Source organism: Paenibacillus radicis (ex Xue et al. 2023) (genome assembly GCF_024722015.1).
GTDB lineage: Bacteria > Bacillota > Bacilli > Paenibacillales > NBRC-103111 > Paenibacillus_S.
Map to the genome: position 1 here is coordinate 50096 of NZ_JANQBD010000007.1, position 26052 is coordinate 76147.

Sequence of the window (26052 nt, forward strand, 5' to 3'; positions counted from 1 at the left end):
TCAGAATTATGTATTCCACAAAGCACTTACCCTGTCTTTAATATGTGTAAAAAATCCAAACATCGTATCGCCCATCGGCGCTATAAAGGCATGCCATACCAAAACAAAAGTCAACGTAATGCATATGCTTTCCACGAGAAAGCCACTGAATTTCCCTGTGCTCATTAGCGGCAGGCGAAATTTCCACTTGAACGGAGGCAGCGGGTGAATACCATGCTTAGTCAGCATATCGCACAACAGATGCAGCGTATAAGCCATTACACCAGAAATCCACATCGATTCCCCCAGCCTGATGGAAGCGAAGTATAGCACAGCTCCCCAGATAGCTACTCCATAAACAGAATGGGTTAATCCGCGGTGCGGAAGTACAGCGCACACCATAAGCAGCGCCCCTATGGTACCCCACCAGGGTCCCGCTTCAGCACCAAGATAGAGCAGTAATCCCCCTAAAATAATCATTAGCAGCTGCCTAAACAGCCTTTGATGAATAAGGAATGCGCCGATCATAAGTACGCCGACACCATAGCTATAAGGGACATAAAACGATTGAAAATAGCAGTAAATCATAAATCCAACGCCAGCTGCGACTAGAGCAAGCTTAATCTTATTCAGCACCGCTTTGGGCATGGTCTTCTGCAAAAGCAGACTATTGGGTTCGTCAATATCCGGCAGCAGTGAACTGACAACAGCAACAACAGCTGCAGGCAAAGTGATAGGCTGTCCTATCAAGCTCAATACAGACAACGTTACACCCGAACCAACAATCAAATGGGTTCTTCCCGTCATAAGCTCGCTATTCTTCCTTTCATGAACGTATGATGTTATAAGCAAGTAGTAGTTCACTTAATCATAACATGAGATCACCCAAAATGCGAACAAGCATTCTGTGATAAACAGATTATACAGACAAAAACAGCCCCGTTGAAAAATCATTTCAGGAGCTGTTTATTTAATGTCAGAAAGTATTGTTGCCTCTGTTAATTACACTGTAGGAGGCAATCCATTAACAGTTGCAGCCGTCCCAGTCCCAGCATTCTGGTCGCGGTATTCTTGAGGTGTCATGCCATAATGCTTTTTAAAAACATGATTAAACGAATGCGCCCGCTGATAACCCAGCTTTTCTGCAATTTCATATATTTTATCGTGGCTGTTTTTGAGCAAATAAGCTGCTTTCTCCATCCGTAGATGGAATACATAGTCGGTGATGTTTTGTTTGGTTTCAAGCTTGTATATTTTGGACAAGTAGACCGGATGGAGATAGACATGATCGGCAATTGCCTGTAAGGAAACATCCCCGCTCAGATTAAGCTCTACAAACTGCTGTACCCGATGCACTACAGACGTACGGGAATCCTGTACTTCTTTGTCCATATCAGCCTTTAATTGTCCTAGCACCCGAAAGCTCCAATCTCTTAACAAACCAATCGAGCGGAATGGAACACCTTCCGTTAGCTTTAAATAATCCACTCCGATTAATTCAGAAAGCTGGCGGCCATTTTTATGAGTAATGTACGAGTAGGCTGAGGATATTGCATAAAAAACTTCCAGGACATGCTCTTGGGACTGCGCCCATTCTTCGCTGATTTCCTCATACACTGCTCTGAGCTTATCTTCGACCTCTTTCCATCTCCCTGCTTCTAACAGCTGAGTTAAGGAAGGCAGCTCGTAAAGCCGCTGCAAGGTCCGGTACGATTCGGCAGCAGGCTTCTCATGTGTAGTCATAAAGATATCATGCTCGCTGCCAATCCGTTTACGGAATAATGACAAGGCTTGATTATAGATCGCTGAGACGTCGCTCGGGAAGGATCCCCATCCGCTTACAAGCACAGACACCTTTCCTTTCAAAAAAGTGTTAACGGCCTTTTGCAGCTCGCTTGCTGTACGCTCTAAATGCTGCTGCCGTTCCTCAAATTCTCCGGAAGATAAGTTTGTGGATATCGGGGTCCGAACCTCCTCCACAGATACACTTTTCCACTTCAGCATAAATACCAGATAATCGTGGGCATCCTTGCAATGCCATAGCTCATATTGCGGAGCGAACAGCTCCTCTGCTATGTTGCCGACCGCATATTCAAATAGCGATAAACTATGCGCATCATAGTGCAGGAAATACTCTTCCATCCGCACCAATACGAGCGCAATAACTCCATTATCGAAGATGGGGACATTCAACTCCTCCATCTTTTGCCGCCAACGCTCCACACCATATCGGCGGCCTTGGAGCAGCTCATTCAACAGGTTTCCCTTCAACAGCGGCAGATGCTCCTTAAGTGTATGCTGAATACGCTGATGTGAGAGAACCACCTGCCATTCGGACTGGATTTGATCCAGCACTCGCTGCACCGTTTCCTGAACCTGCTCTTCAGACACAGGCTTCAACAAATAATCAACGGTTCCATGCTGAATTGCCTCTTGTGCATAGCTGAAATCCGCGTAACCGGATAGCAGAATACATTTGGTCTTCTTCCATTTCTCCCGAACTATTGCAATCAGTTCCAAGCCTGTCATTCCAGGCATTTGGATATCGGTAATCAGTATATCTATGGTTGTTGTACTCAAAATAGCCAATGCCTCATCAGCAGAGTATGCTCTGTGCACAGTGTCAATACCCATGGCGAACCAATCCATTGTGGTTGATAACCGTTCCACCACATGCATTTCATCATCTACGATCAACAGCTGATACATTCATGGGCTCCTTCCATTTTAAGATAGATTTAAAGCCCCCATTGTCGTCGGCTGTCATTAATTCCAGTCCGGAAGCAGGTCCGAAATAATGCTGCAGCCGCTGGTGCACATTCCACACCCCACAGCCCATCTGCTCACTCATCGGCTCGTCCAATGTTTGCCGCAGCTCGGCCAGCTGTGCAGTCGTCACTCCAACTCCATTATCTTCTATAATAATCCGATGTTCATAACCGTCGGACTCTCCACTAATCCGAATCAATCCTTTGCCCGCTTTTCGCTCAAGCCCATGAATAACGGCATTTTCAACCAACGGCTGCAGCAGCAGTCTTGGTATTGTCATAGCGAGTATGGCTTCTGGAACATCTATCTCATAACAAACCCGTTCCATTCTTAAATTTTGAATCGTCAAATAATTGGTGATAAGCTGCAGCTCCTCTCGAACGCTTACGAGCTGCTTCTCCACCCGGGTCGTGTACCGATAATAATCTCCCAGATTGTTAGCCATAGCTACGACGGATTGCTTATCCTCCAGCATCGCCATATTGCTTATAAAGTATAGACAATTATATAAAAAATGAGGATTAATCTGCGCCTGAAGCTGCTTCAGCGTTGCCTCCCGTGACCGCAGCTGTTCTGCGTACACTTTCTCAATTAATTCTTGAATTTCTTCGGCCATCTCGTTAAAGCGGCGGATTAAGAAATCAAACTCATTATTCGGCTTATAATCAATTCGCGCTGAATAAACCCCTCTTTTGAGCAGCATGACTCCCTGAAGCAGCTTGGCGATTGGCCTTTGAACATGGCGATACAGCAAATATGCTGCAACCATACCGGCAACAAGCAGCAAACTAATGGCTACATAGAAGAAGTTCCTGCTTTTATTGATAGGCAGCAGTGTTTGCTCTAACGGAACATAATCAACCAAATACCAGCCTAAAGTATTGGATTTAACGAAGTTAATTAAATATTTTTTGGAATCCAGCTCTAGAATACGGTTGCCAGAATCCGCTTCTATCTTCTGCTTATCCAGCTGTTGTGTAACAATGGCAGCAAGCGGTGAAGTAACGCTATGATTATAAACACCTGGCATTCCCGGAATATATAAAAAAGGGTCCCCTTTGCCCCCCGCTTTAAAATGATCCAGCATTAGCCGGAGATTTTCTGCGGAAAACCGGACCTCATAGATGACGTGGGTCTTCTCTAATCCTAATGCTGAAGCAGGCTCTGCGATTTGACGGACGAATGAGTCGTATAATGGTTTGCCGCTGCCTTGATCATAAGTCCAATTAGCTTTAATCGGCTGTTTCATATAGGCATCATTGTAAGTGACAAAAATGTTGGACGACAAAACCTGCTTCTCTTCCGCCAAGTATATGTTTAATTCATTCGTCCATTCACTGGATGCGCTTTGATAGCCAAGCTTCTCTATAACTCTTGATTGTAAAAGAAGTCTATCTAATGCAGTGCTGTACTTCTTCCCTACATACTCGCGTATAAAAGGATCGTGGCCGACAATAACTGGGAACATTGCCAATTGATCGACGGCCGCATCCACTTGTGATATAAAAAATTGCTGACGGTTCAGCAGATTTCCTTGAATCTCACTGCGCAGCACATTAATACTAACTTGATGCGAATACATATACACGCAGGCAATAGGGACCAGAAGTAGAAAGATGATCAGCACCATTTTACGAAACGTGTTTTTTTTAGCTGCCATCTTAACCACTCCACCCCATTCTTGCTGTATACGTATAGTTTGCCCTTGCATGGTTATCCTTTCACCGCTCCAGCTGCCAATCCACTTACGATATAACGCTGTGCCAGCAATGCTATTATAAGTACGGGCAGTGTTATTATGCAAGCCGCGGCCATCAAGGCGCCCCAATTGATTTCTGAGTACGACATAAAGTTAAATACAGCGATTGGCAATGTTTTGGTCTTGTCTCCCGCCAGAATGATCGAGAACATAAAGTTGTTCCAAGAGAAAATAAACGACAAAAGTGACGACGTAATGATTCCAGGTCCGGAAATCGGCAAAATAATACGGAGAAAAACCTGCGAGCGCGTGCAGCCGTCAATCAAGCCAGCTTCTTCAATTTCTGTAGGCAATCCTTCAAAGAAGGAAATCATGATCCAGATTATAAAAGGCAGCCCGACCAGCATATGGCTTAATATTAGCGCCAGATAGGTGTCCACCAGCTTTAGATTGGAAAACAAGATGAACCATGGGATCAGGAACGTAATACCCGGTACAATTCTCGCCACGAGAATAACCAAACCGAGCCCCTGAAGCCTGTACCTGGCAATCGCATAAGCAGCAGGCAAGCCTAACAGAAGAGATCCGGCTGTAGAACCTACCGCTACAATGAAGCTGTTCACAATAAAACGCATAAACTCATATTGACCGAAGACGTTTACGTAGTTTTTCATAGTTGGTGTAAAGAACAGAAACTGCCCTTTTGACATGATCTGAGCCTGTGTCTTAAAGGACGCAAGAAGCATCCATATAAACGGAAATGCAAACACCATAATGACGAGCAGCGTCAAAACAGGATACACCCACCTTAGAGCACCATTCTTTTTCATAAGGTTACTGCACCTCCATGCGTTTGCGAACATAAATCAAAGCGAGTGTAAGACCCATAACAATAGCAAAGAAGATTACGAGCAAAGAGGACGCCATACCCAGCTTGAAATACTGGAAGCCTAGCACATACCCGTACAAATTCAATGTCTCCGAGGCTAAATTCGGTCCGCCTTGAGTTGTTGCGTAGATGATATCAAACGTTTTTAGTACATCAATCAGACGAAGCATTACGGCAACAACGATCGTTGGTCTTAACAACGGCAGTGTGATGTTGGTGAACTTTTGCCAGGTTGATGCTCCATCCACATCGGCCGCTTCATACGGATCGCTCGGTAAAGTAGATAAGCCAGCCATAACGATTAAAGCAATCATTGGCGTCCATTCCCAGACATCCACGATAATTAGAGATGGAATTACTTGATTAGGCGAAGCCAGCCATAACAATGGTTCAAGACCCATAGCTTTCAACAGCGAATTGGCAACACCAATAGTCGGTTCATAGATTAACATCCACACAAGACCCATCGCTACAGGGGTGGCCACCATAGGAAGCAGAAATATTGTTTTTACAATGTTTTTACCGCGAAATTCCCGGTACAGCAGCATCGCTATTGCAATTGCGAGTACTGTCTCCAGTACAAGTGCAACGATGGTAAAATAAAACGTGTTGAACACCGAGTCCCAGAAGCGTCCTTCACTTAATAAAGTTGTGTAGTTGCTCAATCCTACCCATTTGGGTGGTGTTGTTGCAGACATGCTCCATTCATAAAAGCTGATTCTAAATGTGTAAACGATGGGGAATACCATCATGATCAAAACAAATAACAGCGCCGGCATCGTATAAATCCATTTGATGTTGCGGTCAAACCAGCTATGATTCATTTCCTTGGCCTACCTTTCTCTATTGCGAATGGGTCTCTGGAAAAAAGAAAGGATCGGCTTGAGCACCGATCCTTCTCTCCACCGCTTACTTGCCCTTTTCTTTATCCATGATCGTTTGAAGCTCTGAATTCGCTTTGTCTGCGGCTGCTTTAATATCGCCTCCGGTCATACCTTGCAAGACGATAGCACCTACCGCATCACGCGCTTCACCAACTCCGATCAATACCGGGCGGTCATGGTCTACGCCGCCTTTGGCGGATTCTTTAATAACCTGAACCATTTCTGCCGGGAAGCCTGACGTGCCTTCAGCATTATCCCACACAGAAGCACGTGCGCCAGGGTTGCCAAGCTTTTGAGTTTTCAGAACAACGTCTTTGCTTGTCGCCCATTTGATGAATTCCCAAGACGCATCTTTGTTGGCAGTTTTGGAGTTCATAGCCAGTCCCCATGAAGTGATATTGTACGGCTTCGAGCCTGCTTTCCCGGATGGGAATAAAGCAAAGCCTACATTATCGGCAACCGTTGACTTCTCCTTGTCGGTCACATTTTTATATAGTGAATTTGCATCCGTTAGAAAAGCTACTTTGCCTTGAGCAAAAATACCGAAAGCTTGCGGCCAAGACATATTCAATACTCCTGGAGGAGCATAGTCTTTAAGCAAGGAGCTGTATGTTGTGAAAGCTTTGATAGCTTCTGGTGTATTTACAGTTGCTTTATCTCCCGTTGTAAAGTCAGCGCCTTCAGAGAACAGGAATGAGGATACTTGTGTTACAAGCGGCGAGCGCTGTCCACGTGCTACAAATCCGTACATTTCATTTTTTGGATCATGAAGCTTTTTGACAGCCGCTGTTAACTCGTCCAATGTTTTAGGTACCGCAATTCCTGCTTTTTGCAATAAATCCTTACGGTAATACAAGATCTCCTGTTCCGTAATGATAGGGATTCCAGCTAGCTTGCCATCTACAGTTGTCGAGCCGATAGCTGATTTGGAGAAATCGTTGAAATCATAGCTCGCATCCTTTTGCGGGTATTCATCCAATGCTGCTACCCAACCGTTTTTGTAGAACAGCTTGCCTTCTTGCAAAGGTCGGTACATGAATACATCCGGCGTTGCTGAGCTTGAAGTGAATTGAACGGTCAGCTTTTGCGTTAATTGATCCTCGAAGAAGCTTTGCAGTTCTACCTTCATGCCTGTTTTGGCTTCGAACTCAGGGATTAACGGCTTAATGGCTTCTCCCCATGGATGATTGGCTGTAACCACAGTCAATTTCTTGCCATCAAAAGGCTTGGCTGCTGCTCCTCCTGCTGCATTGCCTGCATCTGGCTTTGCAGGTGTTGTGCTGCTACCGCAGCCAGCGAGCATGCTTGTGGCAAGAATGGTTGCCACTCCAGCAGTTAACCAACGTTTTTTGTTTATTTTCATTAGTAAGAACCCTCCTAGTATATGCTTGCGATCGTCTGCTCGATCTCTATGTATAGCTTAAACCATTTTAAAATCCCCTGAAATAACGCAAATTAAACATGTATAACGCGAACACAACGGATTTAACAAGAAATCTGCCGATACATTTTGCGTAATCATTTCCTTTACAAATTCTTCAAGCGGCTTCTGCCTTTCGTAATTTTCCGCCTTCTCGTAATCAATTACTAAGGTAGGGTTACTTTCTTTCGGTAAGTTTGATACACTAAGACTTACTTTAAAGAAGGAGTCAGGTGTAAATGAAAAAAGGAGTTATTTATGGAATATTAGCTTATTTTTCTTGGGGACTATTGCCCTTGTATTGGCGTCTCTTCGAATCGATGCCGGCTTGGGAGATTCTTGCCCACCGAATTGTATGGTCCTTAGTTTTTGTAGCCATTTTGGTGACTGCAGCCAAACGCTGGAAGCAGCTTAAATCGGTTGTTCCCAATCTTAAAAGCAAAGCGGCCGTATTGCTTTGCTCCATCTTCATAAGCTGCAACTGGTTTCTTTTCATTTGGGCAGTGAATAATGGTCATGTGATCGAGACGAGCTTAGGCTATTATATGAATCCGCTTATTAGCGTTGTTTTCGCTGTCATCTTTTTGAAAGAACGACTTTCGGCAGGCCAATGGATTGCCATCTTACTTGCAGGCCTAGGTGTTCTGATTATGGCCATTCAATACGGCACTGTCCCGTGGGTTGCAATTTCTTTAGCCATTTCTTTTGCTCTGTATGGCCTTGCCAAAAAAATAGCAGGCTTGGATGTGCTGCTGAGCCTGACTTGGGAAACCATCATTGTTTTTCCCGCTGCATTAGGCTATTTATTTTACATTCAAGGTTCCGGTACAGGCACACTCTCTAATTTATCCGGCTATTCGCTTGCACTTCTTCTACTATCGGGAGCGGCGACTGCCTTGCCTTTATTCTGGTTTGCTCAGGCTGCCAAGCTGCTGCCTTTATCGATGGTTGGATTCATCCAGTATATTGCTCCGACAACAAGCCTGCTGTTAGCTATTTTTATTTTTCACGAACCGTTTGCCGAAGCCCAATTGATAAGCTTTTCGTGTATCTGGCTCGCCTTGATTGTCTATTCCTTTGTCACCTTCAGAAAATCCAAAGTAAATAAAATGGTAACTAATGCCGCATAGAAGTGATGGAAAATAGCGGAAGAACTTATCCGCTATCACCTGGAAAGCCACAAAAACAGAGGGATAACGGAACTGGCTTTTCCGTTATCCCTCTGTTTTTGTGCATAATTCCCTTATCCTCCGGTAATAACGGAATTCCAACTTCCGCTATTGCCTCATATTGGAGGAGGCAGATACAATAACGGAAATCTCCGTTCCGTTCAGCTCCTCAAAGCCTCATAGTAGTTACGCCACCGCGCCGCTAGCCTCATAAAACTCTTCCCTGATTATGCATAGACGAAGAATGCTCGCTCATCGCCTTTATTAGCTAACCAATTAGCTCCATCTTCACTCCAGCCTTCATCCTGCTGCTTGCTGCGGCTTATCCCCCAGCATCTTGGCATTTCGCCAATTGCCCCACACATAATAGCTGATAGATAACATTATTCCGATGCTGAAAGCAATAGGGAAGCTCCACCATACCGCATCCAAACCATATTTGGCGCTTAAATAATAAGAGAGTGGAATCCGTATGCACCACAGCGACAGAAAGGTTGTAAGCAGAGGTACCATTACAGCTCCGGTGGCTCTCACAACGCCAGATACCACAAAGGTAATGCCGAATAGTATAAATGCCCACAGCGTTATAGAATTAATTCGCATGCCTATCTCTATTGCCGCTTGATCCTGCAGAAATAATCCTAATGCTTGGCGATTAAACAAGTATATCAAGCCCACAAGCGCACCGGTCATGAGGAAGTTAATCACAATGCCCATAATTGTTGTCTTATGTACCCGATCCCATTTGCCGGCACCCACATTCTGAGCCGCTACAGTAGAGACTGCTCCTCCAATCGCCATTGCAGGCATCTGGATATAGCTGGACAATTGCATAGCTGCACCGAAGGCTGCTGTAGCAACAGAGCCAAAACTGTTAACCAAATTAATAAAAGCGAGAGCGCTTGTAGACACAATTAACATTTGTAAGCCCATTGGAACACCTTTTCTTACAAGTGACCCGATAATCGCGCGATCAAATCGGACATAGGGCAGATCTGCACGAGTTAAGCGCAGGAAATGCTTTTTGCGATATAGAAATATAATCAAGCAAACTAAGCTGACGAATTGCGCAATCACAGTCGCTACCGCAGAACCGGCAATTCCGAGAGCAGGAACAGGACCAAGACCGAATATAAATAACGGATTCAACACTATATCCAGGAAGGTTGAAATCAGTAAAAAGTAGAAGGGTGTCTTCGCATCTCCAGCCCCTCGCATGATCATCATCACAAAATTATAACCATACATAAACAATAGGCCGATAAATATAATCCGTAAATAATCTGTTGCGAATGCTAGTGCATCTGGTGGTGTGTGCATTCCCTCAAGAATCAATGGCGAAAAAATAAAACCCAAAACCGTAATGCTAACCGCAATTCCAATAAAAAAGAGCGCACTCGTACCAACAACCCGTTTAGCCCGCTGCTCATCCCCCGCTCCCACGCTTTGAGCAATTAATATTGTCGCGGCCATACCGATACCGAACACAAGACTCAGCAAAAAAAACATAATGTTATTTGCGTTAGAGGTAGCCGCGAATGCGCTTTCACCAAGAAAGTTACCAATCCATATAGCATTGATTGTACCGTTTAGCGACTGCAGAACATTCCCCATTAACACTGGCAGCGCGAATAAAATCAACTTTTTACCAATTGGACCATCTGTTAGTGAAGTGTTCATCTTATAGGCCATGCTCATCTCTCCTCTATGTAGAATGAAAGACAGCCGAAGCTGCCCTTCAAACATCAGGCATATTAAACTTTACGAATCATAAAGGATGAAGCGAAAGCAAACAAGCAGACGATAAACCCATATAGAAATAAATGCTCAAACCCGGCATAAAAGCTGCTTGCTTTAGCCAGTATGGCTCCCATAATCGTTACCCCAATTGCCGTTCCTATGTTGGAGGAGAACAATTGAATCGAAGTCGCAACCCCTTTTTGATGAGGCTCGACAAGCTGTTGGGAACCAATGGTAGAAACCGTAAAAATCAAGCCAAAGGCTAATCCTTGAACTACCATTGCAAAGAAGGCAAACCAGAAGCCCGAGCCCTGCTTCAACATAAGCAGAAATGATCCCGAGACCACCAAGAGAATATTCCCCGCTATAATTAACTTTGAATAACCGTAACGCATAATCCATTTCCCGGCGGGCACCGATACAGCCATCCATCCGAATGACATCCCCAGCAGAGCGACACCGCTAATAAACAAAGAATATCCTTCCTCTTGCAAAAACAATGGTAAAAAGCTGGAAGCTCCAAACAAGGAGACACAAGCCAAAAAGGTATTCACCTTCATCCAAGCAAAGGGCTTGTTCTGGAACAAGGTTAAAGGAACAATAGGTGACTCATGATTTTTCTCATACAGATAGAAGCCGACCATTACGACAATACCTGCTATACCATAAGCAAAAGTGTATTGCTCCACAATCGTAGTTAGCAGAAGCAAACTGATCCCAACGGCAAAAATCAATGCCCCCAATACATCTACCTTTGATTTTTTCGGTTCATACACTTCTTTATAAGCCGACAACAAAATGAACGAAACAAGGCAAATCGGAATGTTAATAAAAAAGATCCAACGCCAATTCGCATATTCAACGAAAAACGCGCCAAGCATAGGAGCCAATATAGCTGATAATCCCCACATTCCTGTGAATAGGGCTTGAATCTTGCCTCTCTTCTCTACAGCAAACAAATCACCTGCAATAATTGAAGGAAACGGCATCATTACGCCTGCTCCTATCCCTTGTACAGCCCGATAAATAACTAGCTGCACCATAGAATTGGCAAAGCCGCACAATATGGATCCAAGCAAAAATAAAATAATTCCTGCACCAAAAATAGTTTTACGACCGAATAAATCCGATATTCTTCCTGCCACAGGTGCAATGACTGTAGACATAATCATGTATGAGGCGAAGCTCCACGCATACAAATTGAAATTGCCCAGTTCTTTGGCGATTACAGGCATCGTCGTATTAGCAATGGTTGTATCCATTGATGCAACCAGCATAGCCAGCACAATACTGATCATAACCGGAAGCTTGCTTTTAGCCGCTACGCGAACTACTGATGATGCTTCAACTGCCATCGTACATCCTCTTCCCTTCTTTTGCGTTTCTAATATGTAATTTTTTTACACGCAATAAATCCAGATTATCATAATTCCTGGTAAATGTGCACAATAAAAAACGCCTGCCCTATGAAGGAAACAAGCGTAATTCGTACCTTTGGGATGCTATTCTTCAGATAACTGCACTTAAACCGCCATATTTGGAGATTGCCATTAGCAGTTCGTTATGAATAGGAAGTATAAATTGAGCTGTCCCCATTGCGAATATTCCACTGCGGTTATGAAGGACTACACTGCGAACATAAATACGGTAATGTGAACTTCCGGAGGACATTTTAATTATTTCCTCACCGGAGGAGCGGCGGTTATGAAAGGTGATAGCTTTTACATTAGAATTGTCGAACGGAACAATACTGATAATATCCTCCAGCTTGATGTAATAATTGGCGTGAGGCTTTTGATAGATCAATTCCTTAGTTGACACCGTGATGCCGAAGTCTCCCTTTTTATGAGAAAGCTTCAGCTCTCCTTGATAGGTCTTAATAGCAATGAAATTTTCATTCATGATAGATTACCTCCTGAGAGTTTCGTTGTAGCGAAACTAACCTCATAAGCTTTTACAGAGCTTTCCATAGAAGGCTGGCTTCGTAAGGCATACAGTTGCAGGATGGGATTGCTTGTTCAAGAGCATACCACAAACTATGCCTGTCCGCCACAATTCCAATCTAGAGTTCCCGCTGTGATTATGCTACAATACTTGAATTGAAGCTTAATCGCAGCATTTAGCAGGAGGATCAAATAACAATTATGCTTATTATCGGTATTGCAGGTGGTACCGGCTCCGGTAAAACTACCGTAGCTCGTTCCATCATCGAAAAGCTTGGCAGTGATCAGGTCACTTTTATTTCACAGGACAATTATTATAAAGACCATGGTAACTTGGAATTTAGCGAGCGTGAGAAAATCAATTATGATCACCCACTTGCCTTTGACAATGATTTGCTGCTGCAGCAGTTAATCGAGCTAAAGCAATTGACCCGCACACAGTCACCTACGTATGATTTCTCTAATCACTCGCGTTCTGCCCGGACCCTCGAGCTTCTTCCAAATCCAATTATTATTTTGGAGGGTCTGCATGTATTGTCGGATGAGCCCATTCGAAGTATGCTGGATATAAAGGTATTTGTGGACACGGATCCGGATGTACGGATTTTACGCCGCGTACTGCGTGATATACAAGAAAGAGGCCGCTCTGTTCAATCGGTATATGACCAATACATGTCTACCGTAAAGCCAATGCACGATGCCTTTATCGAGCCTTCCAAAAAATATGCCGACATCATCATCCCCGAGGGCGGACATAATGAAGTCGGCATTAACCTGCTCACGATTCTGACTGAGAAGCATCTACACGAATCGAACGATTTGCTTCATCCCAGTATAAGGACAGCCGCGGATCATTCTTAAGCTTAACATTGCACATTTTAAGTTGATTTTCCGTTAGCTCCAGAAGCTCCCATAATTTACTATCTTCAATGGATTGGGACTCCAGAAACGGTTGCTGTCCTTCTGCCGCATCATCTTCGTAATCCCAGTATTTAGTACCGTAATAAGCAAGCTTATACCCGTTAACCAAAGTACAAGTAAAGAGCTGGTTCGATTCCTTATGCTTCAGCACGAAAGGCAATTGCTTTCCCCCACTTCCTGTAAAAAGGTGAAAAGGTACCCTCTCCATCGGAGATGGTACCTTGTTTCTATTTCAAGCGTCCGTTGCTATTTGACCGAATTTTATAGGAACTCATTGGCATGCTTTGCTTTTAGCATGTTCCAGCGGCGTTCAACTTCCGTCTCGAACATTTTGTAAGTCTCCTCGTGTTCCGGTTTGGTCATATGCTTAGTTTTGCCCATCGTTACGAGCCAATCAGAAAGAGGTACCTTCTTGCTCTTCTCTTCCGGATTGTAGGTTATGTTCGTTACACCATGCTCTACCTCATAGAGCGGGAAGAAACAGGAGTCAACTGCAGCACCCACGATGTTAGAGCCCTGTTCATCCTCTGATAACCAGTTCAATGGACAAGCGATCAAAATTTTTCCGAATACAAGTCCTTCGTTCTGAGCGTACCATTGGGCTTTGGCTGCTTTACGAACCAAATCCTGCGGAAATGCTTCAGAGCCTGTAAATACATAGGGAATATGTGTAGCAGCCATAATTTGCGCTGTATCCTTATGGTGGAACACTTTACCGCCTTGCTTGGAACCAACGTTGGAGGTAGAAGTTCTATGTCCCATTGGAGTTGAGTATGATAATTGGGCTCCTGTGTTCATGTATCCTTCATTATCATATTCCAAAATAATCATCTTATGATTACGCAATGCTGCACCGATCGCCGGTCCCATACCAATATCCATACCACCGTCGCCTGTAATCATAACGAATGTAAAGTCATCCTTCAAATTCAAGGAATCCAACTCGCCTCTGCGCTTGCGCTCCCAGAACATTTCCACAACGCCAGACAATGTAGCTGCACCATTCTGGAACAGGTTATGGATATAAGTCGCTTTATGAGCTGAATAAGGATAACCTGTAGTTACAACCATCGCACATCCCGTGTGGAACAAGGCAACGATATCACCTTCTATTCCTTTGAAGAACAGCTCAAGCCCAGAGAAAATACCGCAGCCCGGACATGCTCCGTGTCCTGGCGCAATTCTTTTAGGCTTTTTCGTCAAAGCTCTCAGTGGCGGAACGCGAACGTTCAGCTTACCTGTTTCTTCATCCTTTTTAACGGTGATCAAACCGGTGTTCAGGTCTTCATATTTCATCGGATTCAGTACACGCTTAGGTTTCTTCTCAGGATCGCCTGGCGTGTGTCCGTAATAATCAAAGGGTACTTCTACCTTGCCCTTTTCAACGGCATCAATTGCAAATTGGAACATCTGGTGACCGTCTTCATTGTAGAAGTCTTTACCGCCAAGTCCATAAATACGGCTAATAACCATCGTAGTATGGTTGCCCAATGTGAATAAAGCAGCCTTGATCTCATTAACCATATTACCGCCGTGTCCGCCGTAAGAGTCCGCACGATCGCAAACGGTTACTGCTTTAACGTGTTTTAATGCTTCAGCAATCGCTTTTTGCGGGAATGGACGAATCATATTCGGTGCAATCGACCCTGCTTTGATCCCCTTCTCACGAAGCTGATCAACAACGTCTTTAATAATCTCAGAAGCTGAGTTCATCAAAAATACGGCAACCTCTGCATCTTCCATTCTGTATTGATCCAGAATCGGATAGTCGCGGCCTGTCAATTCGGCATACTCTTTACGGATCCGGTCGTATACATGTTCTGCATTGTACATGGCTACAGATTGTTGGTAGCAGTTGTTAATATAATCCGGCTCATTCATGTAAGGGCCTACGGTGATGGGATTGTTCCGATCCAATGTGTCCGGGAAGCCCATCGGAGGCTGTGCGCCGACAAAGGCCTGCACATCTTCACGTTTTGCAAACGTTTGCACGCGGCGCTTCTGATGTGACGTGAAGTAACCGTCTGAAGCGACCAGTACAGGCAGTCGAACCTCAGGATCTTCAGCCAGCTTCAGCGCTAAAATGTTCATATCATAGACGGCTTGCGGATCACGGCACATTAAGATCGGCCAGCCGGTATTCAATGCATAATACAAGTCAGAATGGTCACCGTGAATGTCTAACGGACCTGATACGGAACGGCACACCAGATTCATTACCATTGGGAACCGAGTGCCGGATTGTACTGGCATCTGCTCAAGCATGTACAAGTACCCATTTGCACTTGTTGCATTAAATACCCGTCCGCCTGCTGTCGAGGCTCCGTAACAAACGCCTGCGGATCCATGCTCTCCATCCGCCGGAATCAGCTTAATATCATGCTGTCCATTGGCTTTCATCAGATCCAGAAATTGGGCAACCTCCGTTGATGGAGAAATCGGGAAATACCCCATTATATGATAATTAATTTGGTGCGCTGCATAGGCAGCCATCTCATTACCGGATTCATAAACAATACGTTGCTCCACCGTACCTTGAGAAATCTCTTTATTAATCTCGATTGCCAACTGGAATTCCACCTTTCAGTTTGCTTTTGTTGAGAATTGTGGGCTCTTACTTTACGGCTAAGTCGAATCTGTGCGGCACACGATGTTCATCTGCGTAACCATCTGGTTCTCTTAAACTAGAGAGTGCTTCCGTTGGACAGGCCTGCACGCACTTAAGACAGCCTTTGCAATACTGATAGTCGATTCCTTGAAGAAACATTTGCGGGCGGCCTTTCTTGTCTGCTTGCTCGTCCCAAACAAAGCAGAAATCCGGACATACATTATCGCAAGCGGCACAATGAATACACTTGTCATCCTCGAATTTGGGCATCATCCCAGCGCGTGAGATGCTTAAATCCTTTAGAATGCTGTTCCCTGGATTTACGATTACACCACCCATTGGTTGCGTTGCAAAACCAAGCACAGGCGTATCTTGACGAATAAAGGATGGCATTTCTTCACCCTCTGGAAGCACGAAGGTTTGAAAGTTAACTTCGTTGTAACCCCTTTCAAAGGTGTTCAATGCCGGCTGCACGGCTTGCGGATACTTTTTCTCCAATGATTTACGGATAACATTTTTCATGATTTCAGGATCAAGGAAAGGACAAAGCCGGAATAATGCACCCAACATAGCCATGTTAACCCGGTTCTTCTCTTCCAGAGAGATTCCGATAGCATCGATAACAGCGATTGTGCCGCCTCTCATCTTCAGCTTCTCCTTTAATTCATCGGGAGATTTAGTCGAATTGACCAACACCAGGCTATCCTCATAAATACCGCTGACTACATTGACGGTTTTGGACAAAGACTCGTGAAAAATACCTACGACATGAGGTCTTTCAACAGGCGATGTATCGCGAATGTTTGTGTTAATATCACAAAAACGGATATGAGCCTTAACTGCTGAGCCCTTCTTCTCGGATCCATATGACGAGAAGCTGACTCCATTTAACCCGGCACCAACGACTCCGGCCTCTGCCAGCATTTTACCGGCCAGATTGGCTCCAAGACCCCCTATGGATTCCAGTCGAATTTCAAAAAAACCGAGCTCATTTTTTTTCGGTAATGTAACCATTGCACAACTCCTTTCGAGAATAAACTGCTGCGAGTAATTGGTCTTTATTTGAAGAAGCCGGTCGTCCCTATAAGGACAACCCAGGCTCAAACAAATAAGTAATTTACCAAATGTATTATTATATTCTGAATTGAGCGACAAATTCCTCTATAGTAAAAAATTTTTTTTCTTAAGGAATCCGGAAAAATCCATTTCCTGGCGAAGGCACGATGGGTTCACGGTCCGCCAACAAACCGTCACTTTGACCATTTAATGCGATATCTACCAGCCATTGGGTGAAGCTCGCCACTTTCATCGACTTCATTTCCTCCAGTGAGAAGAAGCCCGCTTCATCCACCTCGTAGCCGTCAGGAATGGGTTCCCCACTTACATATTGCATTTCAAATGCAATGTAAACATTGTGGATTGCACGCGGCTGATCACGTACAGCCACAATTCCTTTAACTGTGGCATGCACCCCAGCCTCCTCAAGAACTTCCCGGACAATGGTCTCTTCTATCGGCTCCAACTGCTCAATATACCCGCCTGGATTTGTCCAATTCCCCTTACCGGGCTCTTGCGCACGGCGTACAAGAAGAACCTTATTGTCCTTAACAACAAGAGCACCTACACCAATGCTATAATTGCCCCAATGAACCGAAGTGCAATTTGTGCATGCACGCCGTTCGACGCCGTCCATACTGCGTGTTTCCATCGAATGACCGCAGGACGAACAAAAATTTACCGACATCTGACCCTTCATCCCTCTCTGCTGATAGTAAAACCATCTCAATTAGTATTTTATGTAAGCTACTAACCTGTGCACCTCCAATGATAGCCTGTTTGAATCGATCTTTCTAGTACTTTCTTAATCAGCTGGAAAAAAAATGCTCCCGGCCAAAGAAGGCTGGGAGCAACATTACATTTTTCTATATACACGCTCCGGACGCCCCACATCTCCATAGGACAAATCAGCGCGCAGCTGGCCTTGCGACACCAAATGCTCCAAGTAACGACGAGCGGTTGAACGACTTACTCCAATAAGTCCCGCGGCCTGCTCCGCGGTTAATGGTATAATAATGTCATTCATGGCTTGAATTACTTTATCAAGTGTCAACTTATCAATCCCCTTGGGTAAATAAGTGATCACGGCTTCCTTCTTGCTTGTTCCCTGAAGAAGCTGGTCAACCTCATCCTGGTTCACTTGGCCAGGCCCTGTATGCAGCCGCTCCAACGTTCTATGGTATTCCTTGAAACGAAGCAGTGTTTCTTGCAAACGATTAAACAAAAGCGGCTTCATAATGAAATCAAACACGCCACCGCGAATCGCCGCCCTTACTGCATCCACTTCTTTCGCTGCAGTAATCATAATGACATCAGGCTGACGATCGAGCTGTCTTATATGCTGGAGAAGCTCCAATCCATTAGCATCAGGGAAATAGATATCAAGAAGAACTAAATCCGGTTCAAGAACTTCAAGAAGAGTTATCGCCTGAGGCCTGTCTGTTGCTATTCCAACTACTGTGAAGCCAGAGACCTTCTCAACAAATCGGCGGTTAATTTCAGCAATTCGTTCATCATCTTCAATAATTAACACTCGAATCAATTCAAGTAATTCTTTTGTCATTTCAGGATTCCTCTTCCCGATCTTTCGACATTTTGGGCAGCACCACTGTAAACACAGTTCCACCTTGTTCACTGGGTTGATGAGTTATATAGCCTCCAAGCTTATCTACGGCATGCCGGACCAGCGCCAACCCGATGCCGCGCCGCTCGCCTTGTTTACTCGAATACCCTTTTTCATAAATACGTGTGGCCACCTCATCAGAAATTCCACAGCCGCTGTCCTCACATTCAACAATCAGATCGTTGCCGGCATCAGTCACAAACAATTTAACCTTTTTCTCCACCGCTCGCTCGCATTCAATTACAGCTTCCATTGCGTTATCGATCAAATTGCCAATTATAGTTACTAGCATATCCCTATCTATTGTTGCCGGAACATCACGAAAAGTACTTTCGTTATCGATTTCCAAAACCAGCTTCAACTCTTGTGCGCGATTGTATTTCCCTATTAATAATCCTCCGATAACCGGGTCGGGAATTTCTCGCATAATGAATTGGATTAAATTTTGATGCACATCCGATTCACGGGTAATCATTTCTATCGCTTCCTGGTATGATTCCAATTGAATCAACCCGGAAATCACATACAGCTTGTTAGAATACTCATGGGTTTGAGCGCGAAGCCCCTCGGCAAACCTGGTAACCTGGGATAGCTCTTCTGCAAGCCGATACAGCTCTGATTTGCTTCGGAAGCTCGAAACTGCTCCTATAACCTGCTGATGCTCATCCATAATAGGTACCCGATTGGCAATAACTTCATGCTCGCCAAAGATCATCTCATGATCGAATTGGGATTCCCCCGTCTGGATTACTTCATGAAGACGAGTCGTCGGGACAACTTCATCAATCAATCGGCCTGTAATATCTGTATCTTCTGGCAGGCCCAGCATTCGCAGCGTTTGCTTATTGGCCATCGTAATAAACCCTCTGCTGTTAATTGATAGAATTCCCTCGCGGATCGATTCAAGAATCGCTTGTTTTTCCATATATAACATTCCGATTTGTTCGGGCTCAAGTCCATGAATGGAGCGGCGAACTCCCCGTGAGATTATAATGGCTCCGCTGCTGCCTATAATTAAGGCAACTAAAGAGATCAGCATTACTTCCAGCTGGTAATCATCGTCCCGTTTCTCAATCTCATCCATTAAATAGCCGACAGACACGATCCCGATTACCTCGCCATTATTCCCCCGAATAGGCGCTTTGCCACGCAGCGACAATCCCAGGGAGCCCATCGCTTCAGATACGATGGATTGCCCTTCCAGCACAGGACCATTATCGCCCCCTACCATTTCCTTGCCAATCCGGTCCGTTAAGGGATGGGAATAACGAATACCTTCACGATTGCCGACAACAATATACTCCGCTCCTGTTTTTACCCTCACCGTTTCGGCGATAGGTTGAATGGCTTTGGAAGGATCCGGATCCGAGAATGCTTTGCTTACTTCGGGCATAGCGGCAAACGCTTCCGCAACGGCCAAAGCACGTATGCCGGTCTGCTCCTCAAGTGCATTAACCAGCATATATTGAAACACTGCCCACAGCAAGGAAATTACTAGAAATAACAAGGAGCAGATGATCAGAATCAGCTTTGTTTGCAGACGCACCGGATTTCCTCCCACTCAGATGTTGGTAACATTGTAGCAGAACCCCAAGAACAAGAAAACACCCGACCCCGCAGCATAACGGAGACGGGGCCAGGCAGCATTATAGTTATGCTTCCTCATTGACAAGTACTTTTTTGCCTTTCATCTTCAAGATTAACGGAATAGCCAGCCACAAGAGGCCAATAATGAGGAAAACAAGAGATATCGGCTTTTGCAGAAAAATCATAAAGTCTCCGTTGGAAATAGTTAACGCTCTTCTCATATTGTTCTCCATCATGGGTCCCAGGATGAGTCCCAGAACTAGAGGAGCTAACGGAAAATCGTTTTTAGACAGGAAGTAACCTACAACTCCGCATCCCATAATCATCATCAAATCAAATGTAGAGTACTGAACGGCATAGACACCAAACACTGAAAAAACAATAATTAATGGCAGTAAATATTTAGCTGGCGTCTCGATTACTTTCGCAAATACTCTAACCATAGGCATGTTAAGAATTAAAAGCATCAGGTTTCCAACAAACATACTGGCAATAACACCCCACGCTAATTGCGGGTGATCCTGAAATAACAATGGACCTGGCTGGATATTATACATAATAAAAGCACCCATCATGATTGCTGTTGTGCCTGAAGAGGGAATACCAAGAGTTAGCAGCGGGATCATCGCTGAGCCTGCCGCGGCGTTGTTAGCCGATTCCGGCGCAGCAACACCCTCAATCGCTCCTTTACCAAACTTCTCCGGATTTTTGCTAATTTTTTTCTCAACAATGTAGGAGAAGAACGATGCCAATATCGCACCTGCCCCTGGCAGAAGTCCGATACAGAAACCAAGCAGTGAGCCCCTTGTAATTGGGCCTGCACTGTCTTTAAGGTCTTTCTTAGTCGGCATGACCCTCGTAATTTTAGCAACTTCCTCGCCATTTTCATCTTTTTCCAAAATCGTTTTGAACACTTCGCCCAAAGCAAACATACCGACAGCAACCGTTAAAAATTCCAACCCTTGAAATAATTCCGGAATATCATAAGTAAAACGCGCTGAGCCCGAAACATTATCAATCCCTATTGTTGCCAATAATAGTCCGAAAGCCGTCATCATCAACGCTTTAGTCATTGACTTGCCAGCCAAACCGCTTATAGCTAAAAGTCCCAGCAGCATCAAAGAGAAATATTCGGCCGGACCGAACTTGATAGCAATTGCCGATAAAGGATTCGCCAGAAAAATAAGCCCGACCATAGCCACAATACCAGCTACGAAGGATCCGATTGCAGAGATGGCCAGCGCAGCTCCTGCTCTTCCCTGTTTAGCCATTTGATAACCGTCCAGGGTTGTCACTACAGATGAGGACTCCCCAGGTGTATTTAATAAAATCGAAGTCGTTGAGCCCCCATACATCGCCCCATAATAAACTCCAGCCAACAAAATAATGGAGCTTGTAGCCGATTCCTCAGGACTTAAACCAGACGTCATCGTTGCAGTAATAGGAATTAGAAGTGCGACCCCGCTCATGGGGCCGATACCAGGCAGAACTCCTACAACCGTTCCGATTAATACGCCGAAAAAAACAAACAATAAGTTATGCCATTGCATGGCAGTGCCTAATCCATGTAACAAATAATCAACGGTACTCATGTTCTACCCCCTATTCTAAGCCTAACCATGATGGAAATCCTGGGAGCGTTCCATCCATGACATGGACAAAAAGATAGTAAACGCCAAACGAAAATGCTGCTGAAATAATAATGGAGGGCCAAATTTTCCCTCTTTGCATTGTTTGAAAACCTATCATTAGAAACAAGAAGGTAGCGATGACAAATCCTATATCCTCAAGGAAATAGGCATATAATACAGCCGCGGAGAAAATAATACCGAATCTCTTGTAATCCAGCTTCTCCTTATCCCTTCCGGTATCTTTGTATCGAAACGTCTCATATATAAGTCGAACGCTCATCAGTGCCAGGAAAATCCCCAAGCCTAGCGGAAATATGTTCGATCCGACGTTACTTCCATAGGCACTTGCCGTAATCTTTTGACTTTCGACCACGAACAATGATCCAAGGGCCAAGAATACAATTCCGGCATAGCGGTCAAATGTTTTATTCACGATAATCCTCCCTGCTTAATAAAAACGAGGGAGAAACTTTGTTCTCCCTTGTTTTTCATAGTGGTTGCCTAGCTTTACTTCTGCATACCTAATGCTGTTAGCATGTCTTTGATCATAACTTCTTGCTGACCAAGGAACGTATTGAAATCATTCGAATTTTTAAAGTCGCTTTCCCAATTGTTCGCTTGCAGCTCTTTTTTCCATACATCGTTTTCGTTAAGCTTTTTCAAAGTATCGTCCCAATATTTCTTGGCGTCTGCACTCATATCCTTAGGACCGAAAATACCGCGCCAAATATTGAATTCTGCGTCCACGCCTTGTTCCTTCATAGTCGGAACGTCCTTCAAGCTGCCTCCAAGCCGTTGTGCAGAAGCTACTGCCAGCACTTTGATTTTGCCCGCTTTTACATATTGGTCCAAGGAAGAAGCGTCGGTTCCAATTACATCCACATTACCGCCAAGCAGTGCTGTTAGCGCTTCGCCGCCGCCGTCGTATGAAACGTATTTCACTTTTTTCGGATCGATGCCGAATTTATACGCGGGTAGAATGGCCACCAAGTGGTCCATGGAGCCCGGAGCGGAGCCTCCTGCAATTGTTAATTTCGTAGGATCCGCTTTCAAATCGTTCAATAAAGATTTCAGGTCGTTGTATTTCGAATTCGCCGATACAGCGATAGCTCCGAAATCTTTAGTCAACTGCGCCAAAGGCGTTGAATTTTTATAGCCGTATGGACTGTTAGCTTCTTTTTTCAAGTTGTTGATTAAAATTGGCGGTGAGCTTACGAACAATTTATAATCATCCTTTTTACCGCTTGCATACTCGGCGAGAAACACTGCTCCTCCCCCACCGGGTTTGTTCTCAACTGTAATTGGTTTATTGACGGCTTTAGTTTCTGTCAATACTTTAGCTATCGTTCTGGCCGTTAAGTCCCAGCCGCCGCCAGCTCCAGACGGAGCAACTATGGAAATCGGCTTATCGGGATATTTGGATGCGCTTGCAGCAGGTGCATCATTTGCTTTAGGTGCGGCAGCACCATCCGTCTTGGGCGCATTGCTGGCACAGGCAGTAAGGCTTACAGCTAGCAGACCGGTTAGAGCTACTTTCAGAGATTGACGAGTCAATAATTGGATCATAAAACGACCTCCCAAATTTTTATATAAGCTTGAATGCGCTTTCAATATCTCGAGCAAAATCATTGTAGCATCAAACCGTTTTTATCGAATAGCTTATTTCCATAAGTTGAATACTGCGCATAAACCTCATTTTGTTCATATAATTTACGGAAAAAATGATGGATGCGGGAGCGGCTGATGAGGTATAGTTAAAAAAGGAAAACCACAAAGCTGCAAAAAAAATAAGCCTGGAAAACGAAACAATTGCTTCGCTCCAGGCTCATTTATTTATGCCATGTATTGATTATGCTTCCGGCTTCAACGGTGTTACGATGGGTGTTACGATGGTTTCAGCTTGTGGAGCCGGGGCCTTGGTTGGCTTGTCATCGCCACGATTAATGAGACCTTTAACCAGCTTATCCAGGTCAATTCCGCTTACACTTTTCAGCATTTCGGGCGCTGTAGCCATTAAAGAAGTTACGTAATTACTTAAGCGCGCAGCACCTTCTCCATGTCCAGTGTCAACCACTGTAATCTTATCGATCGATTTAAGCGGCTCTGCCACTTTCCCCGCCAATTCCGGCAGCATCTTGACGATGATATCCAACACCGCTGCCTCGCCGAACTTCTCGAATGCTTCGGCAAGCTTCTGCTTCGCTTCGGCTTCCGCCAAGCCGCGCAGTCGGATGACATCCGCCTCGGCCGTACCTCTGGCTCTCTCTGCGTCCGCCTCAGCTAACCCGTTGAGGCGCTTCTGCTCGGCCATCGCCTTAGCTTCAGCCTCGATGCGGTATTGCATCGCATCGGCTTCGCGCAGACGCTTCGCCTTATCCGCCTCCGCAGCCTGTTCGACGGCGTAACGGTCCGCGTCCGCCTTCTTCTTGACCTCGGAGTCATATTGCTTCTCGCGACGTAGAATCTCCTTCGCCTCCAGGTCAATTTCCCGCTCCTTGCGCACGATCTCGACCTTCATCTGCTCCTCGACCACGCTTTGCTTGGAGCGTGCTTCCTGGATGTGATAGGCCTGGTCCGCTTCCGCTTTGGCCTGATCTTGCTCCCTCTTAAAGGAGGCAATCTTCAGCTCCTTATCCTTGCCCGCCTCCGCGATGTTCGTATCACGCAGCAGCTCCGCCTTTTGCCCGTCTTCCTCGGCCTGCGCTTTCTGCACACGCGCATCACGCACTGCTTGCGCTTCCGCTATCTCGGCGTCACGCTTGACGGCAGCTATACGCGGCTTACCCAGCGCGTCCAGATAGCCATGCTTGTCGCGCAAATCCTTAATGGTGAATGAGACAATCTGCAATCCCATTTTCTTCAGATCCTTCGCAGCAACCCCTTGGACCTCCTGCGCGAATTTATCGCGGTTGCGGTACACCTCTTCGACAGTCATCGAACCAAGTATAGCGCGCAAATGACCCTCCAGCACTTCTTGTGCTTCCCCCTTAAGCGCTTCGGTTGGCTTGCCCATAAACTGCTCGGCTGCCGTTGTAACATCCTCCACGGAACCGCCAATTTTAATAATAGCGACCCCGTCAGCCATTACTGGAACTCCTTGTTCGGTATAAACCTCAGGTGTGGACACATCCAGCTTATGGGAAAGTAAGGATAAAAATTGTGATTGCTGGAAAATAGGCAGAATGAATGCTCCACCTCCACGGACAATCTTAATACTTCTTCCTGACTCGTCGGTCATTACATTTCTTGAGCCCAGGAACGCTCCCGTCACAATCATCGCTTCATCAGGACTAACCGTTCTGTAGCGTGCCCAGAAGGCTAACCCCAGCACAATAATAACCCCCACCACAATAGCGGGAATAAGCAAAGAATCCGGCATTCAACATGTCTCCTTTATAAGTTAGTCAATTTCTGGGTGAACTCTTACTTACACCTGCTTATCTAAACAAGCCACGTAAAGCGTACCATCCACCACTTCGACAGTAACGACTTTAGCTCCTGTTTGGATATCTACATGTTCAAAGCTGGCAGCAATGTGGTTTGTATTGCCTGCACCCACTTTAACCACCACTTCCCCGTAGCCCTGCGCCGGTATCGGAACAGAAACCTCAGCGATTTTACCAACCAGCTCCTTCATGGAGTAGGCTAGCGAGTTCTCGCTGTTTTCCATCGGCTTAATATACAGAAAATAGACCAGAACCGCGACAACCAATGAAACAAGAATAGCCATCATCAACACAGCATATGTTCCCATTGAAGTATATCGCGTCAACAAAATACCTGCGCCTCCGCAAACCGTAATTGCACTCAGAAGAACCATCGGCTGAAAGGCATGCAAATGTTCACCTGACAGGAAATCCAGCATGCCGTCAAGCGCATTGCTTAGTAAATCACCGAAAATTACAGTTACAATTGCAAACAGCACTCCCGTGATTAATAATCCCCAATACAGCTCCAGCATGAGCGTTCCTCCGTCTGAAAACATTATGACTACACTTACCTATACGCTTTATAAAGCGACAAAGTTGCAAATCATTTCCTTTTTTTCTAAAATTCCTATGCCGCGGACAGCAAAAAACTGCTGAAAATGTGACAGCAGCTCGCCTTTTTCGCTATAGGAATCCGTTTATTTT

Annotated in this window: 22 protein-coding genes; 2 read left to right on the forward strand and 20 right to left on the reverse strand. The window is 45.1% G+C overall.

Annotated elements, in window-relative coordinates; all coding sequences use genetic code 11:
• Positions 1–6: 6 nt before the first annotated feature.
• The 6 genes from NV381_RS10965 to NV381_RS10990 form a co-directional block, all read right to left on the reverse strand.
• The gene (locus tag NV381_RS10965; RefSeq protein WP_258213327.1) at positions 7–786 is read right to left on the reverse strand and encodes a metal-dependent hydrolase; all 780 of its coding nucleotides are present in this window, start codon (positions 784–786) and stop codon (positions 7–9) included.
• Between the two features lie 195 nt (positions 787–981).
• A complete protein-coding gene (locus NV381_RS10970; RefSeq protein ID WP_258213328.1) occupies positions 982–2688 on the reverse strand; it encodes a response regulator in 1707 nt (568 codons plus the stop codon).
• Positions 2663–4408: a sensor histidine kinase gene (locus NV381_RS10975; RefSeq protein ID WP_258213329.1), complete on the reverse strand. Its 1746-nt coding sequence runs from the start codon at positions 4406–4408 to the stop codon at positions 2663–2665. Before NV381_RS10975 ends, NV381_RS10970 begins: the two co-directional genes overlap by 26 nt.
• A 53-nt stretch (positions 4409–4461) precedes the next feature.
• On the reverse strand, positions 4462–5277 hold the full coding sequence (locus NV381_RS10980) for a carbohydrate ABC transporter permease (RefSeq protein WP_258213330.1): 816 nt from the start codon (positions 5275–5277) through the stop codon (positions 4462–4464).
• A gap of 4 nt (positions 5278–5281) precedes the next feature.
• Positions 5282–6160 (reverse strand): carbohydrate ABC transporter permease, encoded by an 879-nt coding sequence (locus NV381_RS10985; protein ID WP_258213331.1) that lies wholly within the window; start codon positions 6158–6160, stop codon positions 5282–5284.
• Positions 6161–6245: 85 nt separating this feature from the next.
• On the reverse strand, positions 6246–7583 hold the full coding sequence (locus NV381_RS10990) for an ABC transporter substrate-binding protein (protein WP_258213332.1): 1338 nt from the start codon (positions 7581–7583) through the stop codon (positions 6246–6248).
• Between the two features lie 296 nt (positions 7584–7879).
• On the opposite strand from NV381_RS10990, the gene rarD reads away from it, so the two are divergent.
• Complete coding sequence (rarD, locus tag NV381_RS10995) at positions 7880–8770, forward strand: EamA family transporter RarD (protein WP_258213333.1); 891 nt, start codon at positions 7880–7882, stop codon at positions 8768–8770.
• Between the two features lie 339 nt (positions 8771–9109).
• On the opposite strand, the gene NV381_RS11000 is transcribed toward rarD, so the two are convergent.
• From NV381_RS11000 to NV381_RS11010, 3 genes are all read right to left on the reverse strand, one after another.
• Positions 9110–10507: an MATE family efflux transporter gene (locus tag NV381_RS11000; RefSeq protein ID WP_258213334.1), complete on the reverse strand. Its 1398-nt coding sequence runs from the start codon at positions 10505–10507 to the stop codon at positions 9110–9112.
• Positions 10508–10563: 56 nt separating this feature from the next.
• Positions 10564–11904, reverse strand: a complete 1341-nt coding sequence (locus tag NV381_RS11005; protein ID WP_258213335.1) for an MFS transporter — start codon at positions 11902–11904, stop codon at positions 10564–10566.
• Positions 11905–12058: 154 nt separating this feature from the next.
• Positions 12059–12451: a hypothetical protein gene (locus NV381_RS11010; protein ID WP_258213336.1), complete on the reverse strand. Its 393-nt coding sequence runs from the start codon at positions 12449–12451 to the stop codon at positions 12059–12061.
• A gap of 242 nt (positions 12452–12693) precedes the next feature.
• Here NV381_RS11010 and udk point away from each other — a divergent pair, with 242 nt between their 5' ends.
• Positions 12694–13353, forward strand: coding sequence for a uridine kinase (udk, locus tag NV381_RS11015; RefSeq protein ID WP_258213337.1), 660 nt, complete (start codon positions 12694–12696; stop codon positions 13351–13353).
• On the opposite strand, the gene NV381_RS11020 is transcribed toward udk, so the two are convergent.
• The 11 genes from NV381_RS11020 to NV381_RS11070 form a co-directional block, all read right to left on the reverse strand.
• Positions 13271–13573, reverse strand: coding sequence for a hypothetical protein (locus tag NV381_RS11020; protein ID WP_258213338.1), 303 nt, complete (start codon positions 13571–13573; stop codon positions 13271–13273). The genes udk and NV381_RS11020 overlap by 83 nt on opposite strands.
• A 101-nt stretch (positions 13574–13674) precedes the next feature.
• The gene (locus tag NV381_RS11025) at positions 13675–15981 is read right to left on the reverse strand and encodes a thiamine pyrophosphate-dependent enzyme (RefSeq protein ID WP_258213339.1); all 2307 of its coding nucleotides are present in this window, start codon (positions 15979–15981) and stop codon (positions 13675–13677) included.
• 46 nt (positions 15982–16027) lie between these two features.
• Positions 16028–17035: a 2-oxoacid:acceptor oxidoreductase family protein gene (locus NV381_RS11030; RefSeq protein ID WP_258213340.1), complete on the reverse strand. Its 1008-nt coding sequence runs from the start codon at positions 17033–17035 to the stop codon at positions 16028–16030.
• A gap of 169 nt (positions 17036–17204) precedes the next feature.
• Positions 17205–17765, reverse strand: coding sequence for an NUDIX hydrolase (locus NV381_RS11035; RefSeq protein WP_258213341.1), 561 nt, complete (start codon positions 17763–17765; stop codon positions 17205–17207).
• 168 nt (positions 17766–17933) lie between these two features.
• Entirely contained in the window at positions 17934–18641 is a 708-nt protein-coding gene (locus NV381_RS11040) for a response regulator (RefSeq protein ID WP_258213342.1), read from the reverse strand.
• Position 18642: 1 nt separating this feature from the next.
• Positions 18643–20247 carry an ATP-binding protein gene (locus NV381_RS11045; protein WP_258213343.1) on the reverse strand — a complete coding sequence of 535 codons (1605 nt, stop codon included), beginning with the start codon at positions 20245–20247 and terminating at the stop codon, positions 18643–18645.
• A gap of 106 nt (positions 20248–20353) precedes the next feature.
• A complete protein-coding gene (locus tag NV381_RS11050; protein ID WP_258213344.1) occupies positions 20354–21880 on the reverse strand; it encodes a tripartite tricarboxylate transporter permease in 1527 nt (508 codons plus the stop codon).
• A 10-nt stretch (positions 21881–21890) separates the two neighbouring features.
• Positions 21891–22352 (reverse strand): tripartite tricarboxylate transporter TctB family protein, encoded by a 462-nt coding sequence (locus NV381_RS11055; RefSeq protein ID WP_258213345.1) that lies wholly within the window; start codon positions 22350–22352, stop codon positions 21891–21893.
• A gap of 74 nt (positions 22353–22426) precedes the next feature.
• Positions 22427–23485: a Bug family tripartite tricarboxylate transporter substrate binding protein gene (locus tag NV381_RS11060; protein ID WP_258213346.1), complete on the reverse strand. Its 1059-nt coding sequence runs from the start codon at positions 23483–23485 to the stop codon at positions 22427–22429.
• A 283-nt stretch (positions 23486–23768) separates the two neighbouring features.
• Positions 23769–25298 carry a flotillin family protein gene (locus tag NV381_RS11065; RefSeq protein ID WP_308861771.1) on the reverse strand — a complete coding sequence of 510 codons (1530 nt, stop codon included), beginning with the start codon at positions 25296–25298 and terminating at the stop codon, positions 23769–23771.
• Between the two features lie 48 nt (positions 25299–25346).
• Positions 25347–25880, reverse strand: a complete 534-nt coding sequence (locus NV381_RS11070) for a protease (RefSeq protein ID WP_258213347.1) — start codon at positions 25878–25880, stop codon at positions 25347–25349.
• Between the last annotated feature and the right edge of the window lie 172 nt (positions 25881–26052).